The 14310-nt window shown below is 68.1% G+C and carries 11 protein-coding genes and 1 pseudogene; 5 read left to right on the forward strand and 7 right to left on the reverse strand.

Annotation, left to right across the window (positions count from 1 at the left end; genetic code table 11):
• Window positions 1-111 precede the first annotated feature (111 nt).
• A complete protein-coding gene (locus DN412_RS12445) occupies window positions 112-531 on the forward strand; it encodes a DoxX family protein (RefSeq protein ID WP_115015735.1) in 420 nt (139 codons plus the stop codon).
• Between the two features lie 18 nt (window positions 532-549).
• Here DN412_RS12445 and DN412_RS12450 read toward each other — a convergent pair whose 3' ends face one another.
• Window positions 550-1773, reverse strand: coding sequence for an EAL domain-containing response regulator (locus DN412_RS12450; protein ID WP_115015738.1), 1224 nt, complete (start codon window positions 1771-1773; stop codon window positions 550-552).
• A gap of 249 nt (window positions 1774-2022) precedes the next feature.
• Between DN412_RS12450 and DN412_RS44500 the strand changes: the two genes are divergently transcribed.
• The 3 genes from DN412_RS44500 to DN412_RS12460 are packed head-to-tail and all read left to right on the forward strand — an operon-like array spanning window position 2023 to window position 5810.
• The gene (locus DN412_RS44500) at window positions 2023-3624 is read left to right on the forward strand and encodes a DNA translocase FtsK 4TM domain-containing protein (protein ID WP_425267413.1); all 1602 of its coding nucleotides are present in this window, start codon (window positions 2023-2025) and stop codon (window positions 3622-3624) included.
• Window positions 3540-5441, forward strand: coding sequence for a DNA translocase FtsK (locus tag DN412_RS44505; RefSeq protein WP_279635179.1), 1902 nt, complete (start codon window positions 3540-3542; stop codon window positions 5439-5441). The genes DN412_RS44500 and DN412_RS44505 overlap by 85 nt, the downstream gene beginning before the upstream one ends.
• Window positions 5442-5474: 33 nt before the next feature.
• Window positions 5475-5810, forward strand: coding sequence for a cupin domain-containing protein (locus DN412_RS12460; RefSeq protein ID WP_115015741.1), 336 nt, complete (start codon window positions 5475-5477; stop codon window positions 5808-5810).
• A 15-nt stretch (window positions 5811-5825) separates the two neighbouring features.
• On the opposite strand, the gene tssE is transcribed toward DN412_RS12460, so the two are convergent.
• The 3 genes and pseudogenes from tssE to DN412_RS12475 form a co-directional block, all read right to left on the reverse strand.
• Window positions 5826-6257, reverse strand: a complete 432-nt coding sequence (gene tssE / locus DN412_RS12465) for a type VI secretion system baseplate subunit TssE (RefSeq protein ID WP_208647602.1) — start codon at window positions 6255-6257, stop codon at window positions 5826-5828.
• A pseudogene (tssH, locus tag DN412_RS12470) lies at window positions 6257-8965 on the reverse strand (type VI secretion system ATPase TssH). The gene tssE and the pseudogene tssH overlap by 1 nt, the downstream one beginning before the upstream one ends.
• A gap of 102 nt (window positions 8966-9067) precedes the next feature.
• Entirely contained in the window at window positions 9068-9505 is a 438-nt protein-coding gene (locus tag DN412_RS12475) for an Hcp family type VI secretion system effector (protein ID WP_115015987.1), read from the reverse strand.
• A gap of 138 nt (window positions 9506-9643) precedes the next feature.
• On the opposite strand from DN412_RS12475, the gene tssJ reads away from it, so the two are divergent.
• Window positions 9644-10174, forward strand: a complete 531-nt coding sequence (gene tssJ / locus DN412_RS12480) for a type VI secretion system lipoprotein TssJ (RefSeq protein ID WP_115015991.1) — start codon at window positions 9644-9646, stop codon at window positions 10172-10174.
• Between the two features lie 4 nt (window positions 10175-10178).
• Here tssJ and DN412_RS12485 read toward each other — a convergent pair whose 3' ends face one another.
• The 3 genes from DN412_RS12485 to DN412_RS12495 are packed head-to-tail and all read right to left on the reverse strand — an operon-like array spanning window position 10179 to window position 14293.
• Window positions 10179-11333 carry a CMD domain-containing protein gene (locus tag DN412_RS12485; protein WP_115015749.1) on the reverse strand — a complete coding sequence of 385 codons (1155 nt, stop codon included), beginning with the start codon at window positions 11331-11333 and terminating at the stop codon, window positions 10179-10181.
• Window positions 11334-11390: 57 nt separating this feature from the next.
• A complete protein-coding gene (locus DN412_RS12490) occupies window positions 11391-12701 on the reverse strand; it encodes an acyl-CoA thioesterase/bile acid-CoA:amino acid N-acyltransferase family protein (RefSeq protein ID WP_115015994.1) in 1311 nt (436 codons plus the stop codon).
• A gap of 11 nt (window positions 12702-12712) precedes the next feature.
• A complete protein-coding gene (locus DN412_RS12495) occupies window positions 12713-14293 on the reverse strand; it encodes an ABC transporter substrate-binding protein (protein WP_115015752.1) in 1581 nt (526 codons plus the stop codon).
• Window positions 14294-14310: the final 17 nt, after the last annotated feature.

Genomic DNA, 14310 nt, shown 5'->3' on the forward strand with positions numbered 1-14310 from the left:
CGCCGGCTCGCACTAAGGTACATGGGCGAACCTCGCGCGTGAGGGTAAAGGCGCTTGGATCGACAACCAGTTCGACAGACAACGCGACAGACAACGGCAAGGAGAATGGCCATGGGCGGCTCTCAGGGTTCCCAGGACTTGGGCAAGGCGCTGCTGCGCATCATGCTTGGCGTGCTGATCCTGATGCACGGCATCGCCAAGCTGACCGGTGCGGCCGGCATGGGCTTTGTGGCGAAGGTGGTCGCCGATGCCGGGCTGCCGGCATGGCTGGTCTACGGCGTCTACATTGGGGAAGTCGTGGCCCCGATCCTGCTGATCATCGGGCTGTGGAGCCGGCTGGCGGCGCTGCTCGTCGCCATCAACATGGTGTTTGCGCTGTCGCTGGTGCACGCCAAGCAGTTCGGCATGCTGGCCGATACCGGCGGCTGGTCGCTGGAGTTGCAAGGCATGTACCTGGGCGCTGCGCTGGCGGTGGTCCTGCTGGGGGCGGGCCGGTTCAGTGTGGGCGGCATCAATGGCAAGTTCAACTAGCGCCGCCTCCGGGCCAGGTCAGGCCGGCGGCGTGGCCGCCGCCCGGTCGATGGCATCGGCGACGAAGACTGCCGCCGGCTTGGGCGCAGACCACAGGTAGCCCTGGCCCAGCGGGCAGCGCAAGGCCAGCAGCGCGGCCCGCTGGGCGTCGGTCTCGACGCCCTCGGCCACGCATTCCAGCCCCAGTTCCCTGGCCAGGCCGATCATGTTGCGGCAGATCGTGGCGCGCTGGCCATGCCCGTCGACATCCACCACGAACGACCGGTCCACCTTCAGTTGCGTGAAAGGCAGGTCCGCCAGCAGCTTGAGCGTGGCGATGCCAACGCCGAAATCATCGATCGCCACGCCGTAGCCCAGCAGCCGCAAGCGGTTCATGACGACCGACAGGGCCAGCGTATCGGGCACCGGGTAGCCCTCGGTCAGCTCCACCGTCAACACCTGCCGCGGCACGCCGCTGGCGGCCACCAGCGCATCGAACGCTTCCAGTACACCGGGCCGGCACAGGGTTTGCGCCGATGCATTGATCCCCAGCGCAATGTCGATGCCCGCCGCGCGCAGCCGCTGCTGCGCTGCCAGGCACTGGCGGGTGACAAAGAAGAACACCGGGGCGGCCGCGTCCAGCGCTTCGAGCCGCGGGATGAAGATGTCGGGCTGCACCAGGCCGTGTTCGGGGTGGCGCCAGCGCACCAGGGCCTCGGCGCCGGCCAGGCGTCCACTGGCAATGTCGTGCTGGGGCTGCAGCATGACCAGCAGGTCCGTGCCGGCCTGCGTGGCAGCGATCAGTTCCGTGTCGTCGGGCGACCAGGCGGGCTCGGCTGCCTCGGAAGCCTGGCGCAACAGCGCATCGGCCAGGATCTCTTCCATCGCATCGCGCGACAGCGGCTTGCGCAGCGCGTGCACGCGCGGGATGCCGGCGGCGTGCGCCAGGCCGCGGTTGGAATCCAGGATGTCCTCGGCCAGCGCCGTGACCCAGACCCAGACCGGCGGCGCCCCCGCGAAGGCGCGCTGGCCGCGCTGGTGCAGTTCGGCGATCAGCTCGGGGCCATTGCCGCCGGGCATCTCGATGTCGCAGAGCACGACGTCGAACGGCTCGCGCGCCAGGATCTCGGCCGCCTGCATGCCGTTTTCCGCGCAGACCACGGTCTGCACGCCGACATGGCGCAGCAGCCCCTCGGCGGCGGCCCGCTGGAACGGGTGGTCTTCAACGACGAGAATGCGCAGCCTGGCGTAGCGGATCGGCATGGGGGAGGGGACCTGTCTGTAGTGCGATGGGGTTTGGCGCATGGTAGCGCGGTGCCGCTGCGCCAAACGCGTCCGGGCCTACGGTCTGGCGATGCTGGTACCCGGGAGCGCACCGGCATCGCTGCGGAATAGCTCCGGCAATGCGCCAGAAGCGCGCAGCGTTACGAATATTTGCGCTTTCCATTTCAATGGCCGCCTGTCATAACCGCTACAATCGCTGCCCGTAGTTTTGAACATGGCATGTCGATAATGGGTTTTGGCTGGTTCGGATTCTCGACTCTCTGGATAGTACCCCTGGTCTGGCGCCTGGTGACGCGTTGGCTTGCCGGCGAGCGCCGGCTGGCCGGGCCGGGCTCGCTGCGCGTATGGCTGGGCACGCTGGCCGTGCTGTGCGCGAGCGCCTGCCTGGAAGCGCTCACCAGCGGATCCGATCCGGCATCGACCGCCGGCGGCTCCGCCGGTCGCGCGCTGGCCGGCATGATCGGCAACCTGTTCGGCTGGACCGGCGCCTTGCTGCTGATGCTGGGCGTGCTGGCACTGGCCGCGCCGATGGTGTTCGGCGAAACCTGGCGCAGCCTGTTCTCGCGCAAGCCGCGCCGCGCGGCCGCGCCCGACGCGGCGCCGGAAGAGCCGCCGGTTCCCTTTGCTGCCACCCAGCCGATGCGCGAGGTAGAGCGCTGGGATGCGCCATCGGCAGGCAACGCCGGCTGGACCGCGCCCGCCACGCGCCATCGCAGCTTTGAAGCGGTCTCCGCACGCCGCCAGCCCGCCTGGCAACCGCCGCGCCGCACGCGTGAATCGCCGCCGCAGCCGGGCGAGATCTGGCTGCACCCTGCTGAATCCCCGGGGGCGGTCAAACCGGTTCGCAGCGCCCAGCCAGCGCCCGCGGCCGCGGCGCCGGCACCGCGTCCTGCCCAGCCGCCTGCACGCAAGCCGGTCACAACTGCAGCGCCTGTACCCGCGCCTGCTCCGGCCCCGCGGCCAGCGCAGCCACTGCGCGGCACGGTCGTCAGCAGCCCGTTCCGCCAGCCGCAGCCGCTGGTGCGTTCGGCGATCACGACGCTGCCGGAGCATTCCGCCAAGGCCGCGGCAGCAGCCACCGTGGCGGCTGCTGTGACGGCTCCGGCCGAAGCCGCAGTCACGGCGCCGGCGCCCGCCAGTGCCGCGCAAGACGTAGCTGCCCCGGTGCAGCCAGTTGCTGTGCCGGAGCCCGAGCCCGCGATCGACACCGATGCGCCGGCCGATGAGCCGGTATCCGCCGATACCCCGATTGCCGACGACCCGCCACAGGCAATTGCGACGAGCGAGGCCGACGCAACCACACTGGCCGCGATCCGGCAGGAAGCGCTCGACCTGCTGGCCGAATTGCAGGCGCTGGCGGGCAAGTCGCCGGTACTGCAAGCGCCTGCGCCTGAACCGCAGCCGCTGGATGTGCCCGCGGCAGATTCGGCCGCCGGGATTGTCGTTGAAGCGGAACTGTCCGCGCCGGCTGCCGTCAGCCTGCAATCCGAGCCGGAAGCCGAAGCCGAAGCCGAAGCCGAAGCCGAAGCCGAAGCCGAAGCCGAAGCCGAAGCCGAAGCCGAAGCCGAAGCCGAAGCCGAAGCCGAAGCCGAAGCCGAAGCCGAAGCCGAAGCCGAAGNTATCACGCCGAGGCTCAACCTGAAGCGCTGTCGGCAGACGTGCCAGAAGGCACGGTCGCCAAGGAGTCAGAAGCCGAAGTCACCGAGTCCGAGTCCGAGTCCGAGTCCGAGGCTGTGGCCCATGCCGTGGCAAGTTCCGCGATGGAAGAGGACAGCGAGCCCGATGCCATTGCCCAGGCTCCGGCGGAAGACATCGGTACGGAAGCGCTGATGGACGGCAACGGCCTGGTCAGCGCAGCGGCGGAGCCGGACGAGTCCCGGATTGCCGAAGAAGCTGAAGCGCCGGAAGTCGCGGAAGTCGCGGAAGTCCCGGAAGTCCCGGAAGTCCCGGAAGTCCCGGAAGTCCCGGAAGTCCCGGAGGTCCCGGTAGTCTCCGAACTCCCCGAAACGGTCGAGTCGCCCGAAGCAACCCAGCCGCCGGTTCCTGCCGCCAAGCCCCGCATCGTGCTGCCTGCTGTCGTCGGCCGCACCGTGCCGCTGGCCGCTGCTGTCCAGCCGGCACCCGCGCCGGTACCGGTTGCCCCGCCTGCGCCGCGCCCGGTCGTCGACTATCGCCTGCCGCCGGCCGAACTGCTTGAGAGCGAAGTCGCCAGCGCCGAACAGGTGTCCGAAGAACGCCTGCGCGAAACCGGCGAGTTGATCGCGCAACGGCTGGCCGAGTTCAAGGTGCCCGTCGCCGTGGTCGGCGCCGGTGCCGGCCCGGTGATCACCCGCTTCGAGGTCGAGCCCGCCATGGGCGTGCGCGGCGCGCAGGTGGTCGGGCTGATGAAGGACCTGGCCCGCGCGCTGGGCGTGACCTCGATCCGCGTGGTCGAGACGATTCCTGGCAAGACCTGCATGGGGCTGGAGCTGCCCAATGCGCGCCGGCAGATGATCCGGCTGTCGGAGATCGTCAATGCCGCCTCGTTCCAGGCGCACCATTCGCGGCTGGTGCTGGCCATGGGCAAGGACATCACCGGCAATCCGGTGGTGACCGACCTGGCCCGCGCGCCGCATTTGCTGGTGGCTGGCACCACCGGCTCGGGCAAGTCGGTGGCGGTCAATGCCATGATCCTGTCGATGCTGTACAAGGCCACGCCCGAAGACGTGCGCATGATCATGATCGACCCGAAGATGCTGGAGCTGTCGGTCTACGAGGGCATCCCCCACCTGCTGGCACCGGTGGTCACCGACATGAAACAGGCCGCGCACGCGCTCAACTGGTGCGTCGGCGAAATGGAAAAGCGCTACAAGCTGATGTCCGCGCTGGGCGTGCGCAACCTGGCCGGCTACAACCAGAAGATCCGCGCCGCCGAGGCCGCCGAACGGAAGGTGCCGAACCCGTTCTCGCTGACGCCGGATGCGCCTGAGCCGCTGTCGCGCCTGCCGATGATCGTGGTGGTGATCGACGAGCTGGCCGACCTGATGATGGTCGCCGGCAAGAAGATCGAAGAACTGATCGCCCGGCTGGCGCAGAAGGCGCGTGCTGCAGGCATCCACCTGATCCTGGCCACGCAGCGCCCCTCGGTCGACGTGATCACCGGCCTGATCAAGGCCAATATCCCGACGCGCGTGGCGTTCCAGGTGTCGTCCAAGATCGATTCGCGCACCATCCTCGACCAGATGGGCGCCGAGAGCCTGCTCGGCCAGGGCGACATGCTGTTCCTGCCGCCGGGCACCGGCTATCCGCAGCGGGTGCACGGCGCCTTTGTCGCCGACGACGAAGTGCACCGCGTGGTGGAGCACTGGAAGCAGTTCGGCGAGCCGGACTACGATGAAGCCATCCTCGCCGGCGATCCGGCCGAGGCCGGCAGTGCCGACCTGTTCGGCGACGGCGGCGGCGATGGCGAGGCCGACCCGCTCTACGACGAAGCCGCCAGTTTTGTGCTGACCAGCCGCCGCGCCTCGATCTCCGCCGTGCAGCGCCAGCTGCGCATCGGCTACAACCGCGCGGCGCGCCTGATCGAGCAGATGGAAGTTGCCGGGCTGGTAACGCCGATGGGCCGCAACGGCGCGCGCGATGTGCTGGCGCCGGGACCGGGCGACTGACGCGTTCCGCAACCACGACCGCGAGGGGGCAGCATGCAGCCTGAATACGGAAACCTGCTGGCAGACGTCCCGGCCGGCGCGGCGCAGGAAATTTTCGAGCCGCTGCTGGAACGCCCCGGTCTGCACATCGAACGCATCGTCTCCAACGGGCAGGCCAGCCCCGAGGGCTTCTGGTATGACAGTCCCGAGGCCGAATGGGTGCTGCTGGTCAGCGGCAGCGCGGCCATCGAGATCGAAGGACAGCCCGGCCAGCATGTCATGAAGCCGGGTGACTGGCTTCACCTGCCCGCCCACTGCCACCACCGTGTGGCCTGGACCGATGCCGCCCAGCCCAGTGTCTGGCTGGCGGTGCATCACTCCGCCGCCTGAGCGCCCCCCGGCTGCTCAGCCCCGATCGCGTTCCGCCTGCAATAATTTCAGCCGGGTCCGGCCGTCGGGTGTGAAGTGGGTGCCAAAGCGCACCAGCCCGGCCCGATGCAGTTGGCAGCTCATGGTGATGCTGAGCAGCATGCCGGGCTCGGTGTCTTCGATGGTCAGGTCGATGGCCCGCAGCCGCGGCTCGTAGCGCAGCAGCGTGGTCTCGATCTCGCGCTTGAGCGTATGCGCGGAGGCGGGCAGGTGGCGGTAGATTGCCGACAGGTCGCCCAGGCCATAGTCAGGCAGGTGCGCCAGGCAGCCGCGGCGGCTGTTGAGGATGCGCTGGATGTTGTCCTGCACCGACAGGAAGGTCTGCGTCGCCGGATCGAACTCATCGACCGCAATCCCGTTGGCAAAGTGCCCGGTGACGGCTTCGAACAGGCCGGGTCCGCCGCCCATCACGCAACCTCCGCGGCTTCGGCCGGCTCTTCGAACGACGGGCCGATGCCGTCGGTCTCGGAGAAGGACAGGTGAATCGAAGTCGGCACCCGGCGCCCGCCCATGCGTACCAGCAGCTCACGCGACAGCACCGGCAGGATCTGCTGGTCGAGCAGGCTATCGATATTGCGCGCGCCGGAGTCCGGCAGCAGGCATGCCCGCACCAGCTCGTCCACCAGGGCCTCGTCGCACTGCAGCGGCACGCCGAAGCGCCGCGCGATCCGGTCGGCTACCTTGGCCAGCTTCATCCGGACGATCGCGGCCATGGCCCGGGCCGACAGCGGGCGGTACACGACAGTCTGGAAGCGCGCCAGCAGCGCCGGCTGGAAGTGATCGACCAACTGGGGGCGAATCGCTTCCATCAGCGCGCTGGTAGCAAGCTCAGTGCCCGCTTGGGCCACTGCGTCGGTCGCCGCCAGCAACGCTTCGCTGCCGAGATTCGAGGTCATCAGGATCACGGTATTGCGGAAGTCGATCACGCGGCCTTCGCCATCGCGCATAAAGCCTCGGTCAAAGACCTGGTAGAACAGGTTGAGCACGTCGCGATGGGCCTTCTCGACTTCGTCGAGCAGCACGATGCTGTAGGGGCGCTGGCGCACCGCCTCGGTCAGCACGCCGCCCTCACCGTAGCCGACATAGCCCGGTGGCGAGCCTTTCAGCTGCGAAACGGTATGGGCCTCCTGGTATTCGGACAGGTTGATGCTGATCAGCGAGCGCTCACCGCCGAACATCAGGTCGGCCAGCGCACGCGCGGTCTCGGTCTTGCCGACCCCTGACGGCCCCACCAGCAGGAACACGCCCAGCGGCGCGTCTTCGGATTTGAGTCCCGCCCTGGCGGCCCGCAGGCTCTTGCCTAGCGCTGCCAGCGCCTCGTCCTGCCCGACCACGACCTGGGCCAGGCGGGTTTCCAGTTCCAGCAGCGTCGCCAGCTCGTTGGACAGCAGGCTGTCGACCGGCACACCCGTCCAGTCGGCAATGACCTGCGCAATGGCGGTCTCGTCGACCTCGGCGTGGAGCAGTGCGGCCTGGCCGTGCTTTGCCAGGGTCTGATGGGCAGCCTGGATTGACGCTGTCAGGTCACCCCGCGCCGAGGCATCCGGTATGGCCTGCCATTGCGCACGCAATGCGTGCAGCGCTTCGACCGCTTCCTTTTGCTCCGCAAACGCATGGCTTGACTGTTCCAGTTCGATGGCCAGCGCGGCCAGCCGGGCGTCGATGGCCGCCAGCCGCTGGTTGACTTCAGCACCCGTGGCGCCCTGGTCGTCCAGCAGCGCGGTGCGTTCGACCTCCAGCGCCGCAAGCTCGGCCTCGCGGGCGGAGATGGCGAGCGGGGTAGCCTCCTGGCTCATGCGCACGCGCGCGGCGGCGGTATCGAGCAGATCGACGGCCTTGTCCGGCAACTGGCGCCCGGTCAGGTAGCGGCGCGACAGGCGCACCGCGGCGGCGACAGCGGCATCGGTGATATGCACGCCGTGGTGCTGCGCATAGCGTGGCTTCAGCCCGCGCAGCATCAGGCAGGCGCTGTCGTCGTCGGGCTCGTCGACCTTGACCATCTGGAAGCGGCGCTCCAGCGCGGCGTCGCGCTCGAAGTACTGCTTGTATTCCGACCACGTCGTTGCCGCGATGGTGCGCAGTTCGCCGCGTGCAAGGGCGGGCTTGAGCAGGTTGGCCGCATCGGCGCCACCCGCGCTGTTGCCTGCGCCGATCAGGGTATGGGCTTCGTCGATGAAGAGCAGGATCGGCGTTGGGGGACTGCTGCACGGCCGCGATCACGTTCTTCAGGCGCTGTTCGAATTCGCCGTTGACGCCGGCGCCAGCCTGCAGCAGGCCCAGGTCCAGCGTGAGCACGCTGACGTCGCGGATGACGGCCGGAACATCCCCTTCGGCATCCTGAGCGCGAGCCCTTCGACCAGTGCGGTCTTGCCCACCCCCGGCTCGCCTACCAGGATCGGGTTGTTCTTGCGGCGCCGGGCCAGGATGTCGACCATCTGGCGGATTTCCACGTCGCGGCCGAACACGGGGTCGATGTTACCGTCGCGCGCCTTCTGCGTGATGTCGGTGGTGAAGCGGGTCAGGGCCGATGTGTCCGCCTGTCCCGGCATGGCGGGTGTGTGACGGGGAGCCGGAGCCGGCGTGTCATCCGGCCAGGTGGCTGCGCCGGGACCCGGTGTGACGGGCGCAGTTGCCTCGACCGAGATCTTGTCCAGTTCATGCATCAGGCGTTCGATCTGCGCAGCGGACACGCTCAGCAGTGGCCAGGCATCCGGCGCACGCAGCAGGTGAGGTGTCTCGGCCAGTGCGGCCAGCAGATGTGCCGAGCGGATAGACTTGTCTGCGCCAGGCGCCGCGGCTTCGAGCGACGCGCGCAGCCACGCGGCCTCCAGCCACTGGCCGACGCGCTGCGACAGGCCTGGCTTGCCCCGCAGGTCGTGCGGCAGGCGGTCGATCGCGCTCAGCAGCCCGTTCCAGATGCCGCCCACGTCGAGTGCATAGCGGCGCAGGATTGCCAGCAAGTCGCCGTCGCCCATTTCCAGCAGCTTGATTAGCCAGTGCTCGATCTCTATGTCCCGATGCGCGCGTGTTTCGCAAAGGCTGGCGGCTTCAGCGAGGGCGCGGGCGCAATGGTCGTTCAGACGGCGAAGGAACGGAGACAGGTCGCGGGCGGTCATGGGAAGGCGGAAGAGGGGGTAAGCGGGAGAATCGCGCGGGCGCGTGGCCCGGACACCGGCCACGCGCGATGACTAGCCGGTATCAGGTGCCGGCCGCTGACATCAGGAGCGTTCGTTCCAGCTGTCGGCGTGGATGATGTTGCCGTCCTTGTACGACCAGGTGATCTTCTCGTAGCGCAACTCGATCTCTTCCAGATGGTTGTGCTTCTCGAAGGCCGGGTTCTTGATGTCCAGCATCCTGGGCGTGACGCCGACCACCTTCACGTTGTCGAGCCTGGTGTTGAAGTACTCCTTCTCCTTGCCGGCGTCGTCGATCTTGTACCACTTGATCTCGACCGACTTGAGCGTCTGGCCGCTGGTGACCGCCTTGTACAGGTAAGGCGTGGAGGCATCGGTCTCCTTGGTGAACACGATCGGCTTGTGCACGCGCGTACCGGTCAGCTTGCCAGTGTTGGAGTCGGTGGGAATGTTGACGGCATGATCGAAGGCCACCACCTCGACGCTGCCTTCACGGCCGGAGACGGTCACGGAACCCTTGATATCGGCACCGCTCTGGCTCGGGCGCGGTGACCCGTGTGCAGCTCGGCACCTGGACCGGACACGGCTCGACAACGGCCATACCGCACTGAGGCACAGATGGGAAAGATCCAGGCAAACCAGCAAGACAGGGACCAGACGATGAAACGGCAGATTTTGAATCGAACCGCAGTGCTTGCCGCCATGCTTTTGCTCGCGGGATGTGGCGTAGGGCAGGCGGTCAGGGATGGCACGGTCGAGGCAGCGAAATGGGCTTTCACGACCCAGGTCAAGACCATGAACCTGGACCTTACCAGCCGTGCGTCGCTCAATACCAGCGGCGCCGGCCAGTCGTTGTCGACGGTTGTGCGCGTCTACCAGCTGAAGGCGCCGAAAACGTTTGCGCAGCTCAGCTATGCGCAACTGCAGGCGAATGATCTCGAATCGCTCAAGCCCGACTTGCTCGCCAGCCGCGACGTGGTTTTGCGCCCCGATGCGAGCGTAAGCCTGAGCGAGCCGATGCACGCCGACACGGAATATGTCGGCGTGGTGGCGTTGTTCCGCAGCCCGGACAAGGATGCCGTCTGGAAGCTGGTCGTGCCGAAGAAGCAGTGGAAGAAGACCGATCCCGTCAAGATCGAGGTGCGGGGCAGCGCGTTGCAGCTGGCGGGTGGCGCTGCCGCAGGCGCCTGACGGCTTACTGTCCCGCCTGCTCCGGAAACACCGGCTCACCCAGATTCAGCATCAACCGGTTCGCCCACGCAAAGATGGCGACCGAGTGAATCAGGTCCAGCATCTCCGCATCCGTCACGCCAGCTTCGCGCAGCGGCCTGAGCTGCCCGGCAGTGACCTGGGCGGGCTGCTCGGTCAGTTCGATCGAGAACTTCGAGATCGCCTGTTCGCGCGTGGTGGTGCCGGCCGTGTAGGGATCGTCGAACACCTGCTGAATCACCGCGTTGCGTTTGGCGAGCTGTTCATAGCGTTGGGCATGGACTGACGCGCAGTAGACGCAGCCGTTGATGCGGGACACCACCGTGCTGGCCAGTTCGCGTTCGGCGCGCGGCATGCCGCCCGGGGCGTACATGATGGCGTTGAAGGCGGTGGAGCGCTGGCGCAGGATCTCGGGCTGGTGCACGAGGAACAGGTAGTAGTCCGATACCTTGGCCTTGGGGTGGCTTTCCTCCAGCACCGCGACCTGCTCGGGCGTGGCGCTGTCGACGGATACCACGTCCAGCCAGGCCTTCCAGTCCAGCACTTCGTTGGTGAAGCCGTGCGCGCGGATCGGGCTCTGCAGCAGGGTGCCGGCCGTGGCGGGCACGGCCGTAGTGGTCGGGGTGCCGGCGCCCAGTGCCTGCATCGCCTTGAGTCCGGCCACCAGGCGCACCTGATAGGACAGGAAGGCGATCAGTTGCGCCAGTGTTACCACGTCGGGCGTGGCAAGGCCGGCGGCGGGCAGGGTCTTCAGCGCGGCCTGGTCGCCTTCTACCGGGCGCTCGCTCAGCGTGCGGGTGAAGGCCAGGATGGCGCGCAGGCGCGCCTCAGCGAGCGTGTCGGGGTTGCCCTGCCCGGCCAGGGTGACCAGCGCGGCGTCGGCCTCGATGGCCTGCAGGCGGGTGCGGTAGTGGGCCACCAGGTCGGCGGCGCCGGCCAGGCGGGCGGCGTAGAGCGCGACGAACAGGCGCTCGGCGAGCGTCAGGCCGGGCAGGGCAGGATCGAACAGCCCGTTGTAGCTGCCCTGGGTGGAGGCCACCACCTTGTCGCGTGCGTGACGCAGCGTGTGGATGGCGGAGCCGGCGGCCAGGCCGGAGACCTGATCTACCACGTCAGTGGCGGCAGCGTTGGCTTGGGTCATTGTGAAGACTCCCGGAGTGTCGAAGGATTCGTTGTCGTGTTGGCGCGGCCGTCAGCGTCAGTCCCCGGCGGCTTGCTTGCGCGCGGCCACGGCCCGCGCGAGGAATGCGCGGACCCCGCGCCAGGATGCCTCGTCGGCACCTGCATTGGCCTCGGGCGTGCCGCCTGTAGTGCTGATGCGGCGCGATACCGGATGCGCGTAGACCGCCTGCGTGGTGGGCACGTAGGGGAACAGGATGGCGTGGCCGGCGTGCTCGAAGTCGAGGTGCTCGACCGGATACGGATGGCCGGCCTCGGCCAGCTTGTCGGCGACCATGCGCGAATACAGGCTGGACGGCCACGAGCCGTCGTCGGTGCCGGACAGCAGCATCACCGGCCCGCGGATGTGCTCCACCCGGATGCGGGCGCGCGCCACGGCCCCGGCATTCTTCAGCGCGGTCAGGATGGCGCGCTCGTGCCGGTGCGGTGCCGGGCCTTCGTCGAACGGCGCCCAGCTGGCGTCGGGGTTGTTCTCCCACACATGCGGCAGCGGCTTGCCATGGTGCAGCCAGGCTGCGCCCTCGCGGCCGATGGCCGGGTCGGCGGCATTCTGGGCGCTGTGCACCACCGCGCCCGGCACGTAGCCGATCACCGCGGACACCAGATCGGGAAAGGTCGCACCCAGCAGCAGCACCAGCTCCCCGCCACGCGACTGGCCGGACAGGGCGACAAAGCCGTGCGCCGGGCGCAGTTCACGATGCATCCATTGCAGGCCGCGCTCGAAGTATTCCAGCGGCGTGTTGGAGATATAGTCCGACAAGCCCGGCGCCTTGAAATAGCCCAGCGCCAGCGCGGCATAGCCATGCGAGGCATAGAGCGCGGCGCGCGGTTCGTTGATGCCGCCGCCGGATCCGTTAATCACCATCACCGCCGGGTGCGGGCCGGCGCCGGGCGGGCGGTACAGCGTGCCGACCAGCCCGTCCACGCGGATTTCCTCGCGCACCACGCCTGGCGCGGCAAGGCGCTGCACCAGTTCGCCGCGTGCCTCGCCGCCAGCGGCGGTGACGGTGACCTCGGTCACCAGCGGCCGGGTGGCGTCGGCGTGGAACAGTTCGCGGCTGTCCGATGCCGCGGGCCGCTGCGCCCACAGCAGGCCCATCGGCGCCACGCCGCTGTAGCTGCCGCGCACTGGCGCATCGCGCTCCAGGTCCACGCTGCCGTCGCCCGCGGCGATGAAATCGGCGTGGCTGGCCCAGGCGACGTCGGGGCCGCGCACGGTGCGCGTGCTGACGGTGACGGTCTCGCCGGGCCGCAGGCCGGTGATGGCGATGCGGCGCGGCTCGTCGATCAGCGCATCGGCCGGGGTGATGGCAAGGGTTGGGGCGGTCATCTTGGCCATGCTCACTTGCCCGTCCGCGTCACCATCATGGCTGCGGTGCGGTCGCTGGTCATCGGCGTCACCTTCAGGCCCTTCTTGGCAGCCCAGATGTTCTGGTAGTGGTACAGCGGCAGTACGCCCACGTCGTCGGACACCAGCTTGACCGATCGGCGCAGGATGGTTTCGCGCTTCGCCACGTCGAACTCGGCGGTGGATTCCTCCAGCGCGCGGTCTACTGCCGGGTTGCTGTAGTGGCCCCAGTTGGAGGCACCCAGGCCCTTCTTGCCGTCCACCGTGGCCAGCACGTTGACCAGTGCATAGCTGGCCTCGCCGGTGCCATTGCCCCAGGCCAGCATGCTGACCGCGTACTCGTTCTTGTTGGCACGGCCGGAGTAGACCGACCAGGGCACCACTTCGACCTGGGTCTTCACGCCCACGCGGGTCCAGAACTGCGCCACCGCCTGCGCCGTTTCCGGGCCCTGCGGGTAGCGGTCGTTGGGGGCATGGATGGTCAGTTTGAAGCCGTCGGGAAAGCCGGCCTCGGCCAGCAGCTTCTTGGCCTGGGCGGGGTCATAGGCGATGTCCTTGACTTCGGGGTTGTATCCAAAAGTGCCCTTGGGCATCCACTGGTTGGCTACGGTGGCGGTGTTCTGCAGGATGCGGCCCACCACGGCCTCGCGGTTGATGGCCAGCGACAGCGCCCGGCGCACGCGCACGTCAAGCAGCGGATTCTTGTCCAGCGGTTTGCCGGCGTTGTCGGTGAGGTAGGGGTTGGGGCCAGGCTTGAAGCTCGGTTGCAGCAGCATCACGCGCAGGCCGTTGTAGGGGAACACGCTGACATTGGCCGACTGCTTGAGCTTAGCGAGGTCGGACACCGAGACCTTGTCGATCACGTCCACGTCGCCGGACATCAGCGCCGCGGTGCGCGCTGGCCCGTTGTTGATGTAGCGGTAATTGACCTGTTGCCAGGTCGGCTTGCCGCCCCAGTAGCCGTCGTTGCGCGCCATGATCACACGGTCGCCCGGGGTGTAGGAGACGAACTTGTAGGGACCGGTGCCCACCACCGCGCGGCCCGCGTTGTAGTCGTCGGTACTGGCCTGGTCGCCCACGTGCTTGCTGACGATATGCACGGAGGCCAGGTTCAGCGGCAGGTCGGGGTTGGCGATGTTGGTCTTGACCAGCAGCGTGTACGGATCCCTGGCGGTGGCCGATTCAATGGTGCGCAGGTAGCCCGAGAACGAAGCCACGCTACCCGGCACATTACGTGCGCGCTGGTAGGAGAAGACCACGTCCTCGGCGGTGAAGGGCTTGCCGTCCTGCCACTTCACGTCGCGGCGCAGCTTGAACTCCCAGGTCTTGTCGTCCAGCGCCTTCCACGACAGCGCCAGCCCCGGCTGCAGCTTGTTGTCCTTGTTTTCGATCAGCAGGTCCCAGAAGTGCAGGTCCACCGAGCGGTCGCCGGCGTGGTTGTTCAGCTGGGGGTCCAGCGACGACAACGGGTCGGCAAAGCCGATCGTCAGCGACTGCGCGGAAGCCACCGCCGCGGCGGCGCAAAGCACGGCGGCCACGGTGGCGCGCAAGGAGAGGGACGACGAGTGATTCATGGGGCGATTCCTCCGGG

The organism is Cupriavidus lacunae (assembly GCF_003353055.1).
GTDB lineage: Bacteria > Pseudomonadota > Gammaproteobacteria > Burkholderiales > Burkholderiaceae > Cupriavidus > Cupriavidus lacunae.

What these genes read in the sequence shown, in the direction of transcription:
- DN412_RS12445 (WP_115015735.1), top strand. Translation starts at nt 112, where the DNA reads ATGGGCGGCTCTCAGGGTTCCCAGGACTTGGGCAAGGCGCTGCTGCGC.
- DN412_RS12450 (WP_115015738.1), bottom strand. Translation starts at nt 1,773, where the DNA reads ATGCCGATCCGCTACGCCAGGCTGCGCATTCTCGTCGTTGAAGACCAC.
- DN412_RS12490 (WP_115015994.1), bottom strand. Translation starts at nt 12,701, where the DNA reads ATGACCGCCCCAACCCTTGCCATCACCCCGGCCGATGCGCTGATCGAC.
- DN412_RS12495 (WP_115015752.1), bottom strand. Translation starts at nt 14,293, where the DNA reads ATGAATCACTCGTCGTCCCTCTCCTTGCGCGCCACCGTGGCCGCCGTG.
- tssE (WP_208647602.1), bottom strand. Translation starts at nt 6,257, where the DNA reads ATGGGCGGCGGACCCGGCCTGTTCGAAGCCGTCACCGGGCACTTTGCC.
- DN412_RS12460 (WP_115015741.1), top strand. Translation starts at nt 5,475, where the DNA reads ATGCAGCCTGAATACGGAAACCTGCTGGCAGACGTCCCGGCCGGCGCG.
- DN412_RS12485 (WP_115015749.1), bottom strand. Translation starts at nt 11,333, where the DNA reads ATGACCCAAGCCAACGCTGCCGCCACTGACGTGGTAGATCAGGTCTCC.
- tssJ (WP_115015991.1), top strand. Translation starts at nt 9,644, where the DNA reads ATGAAACGGCAGATTTTGAATCGAACCGCAGTGCTTGCCGCCATGCTT.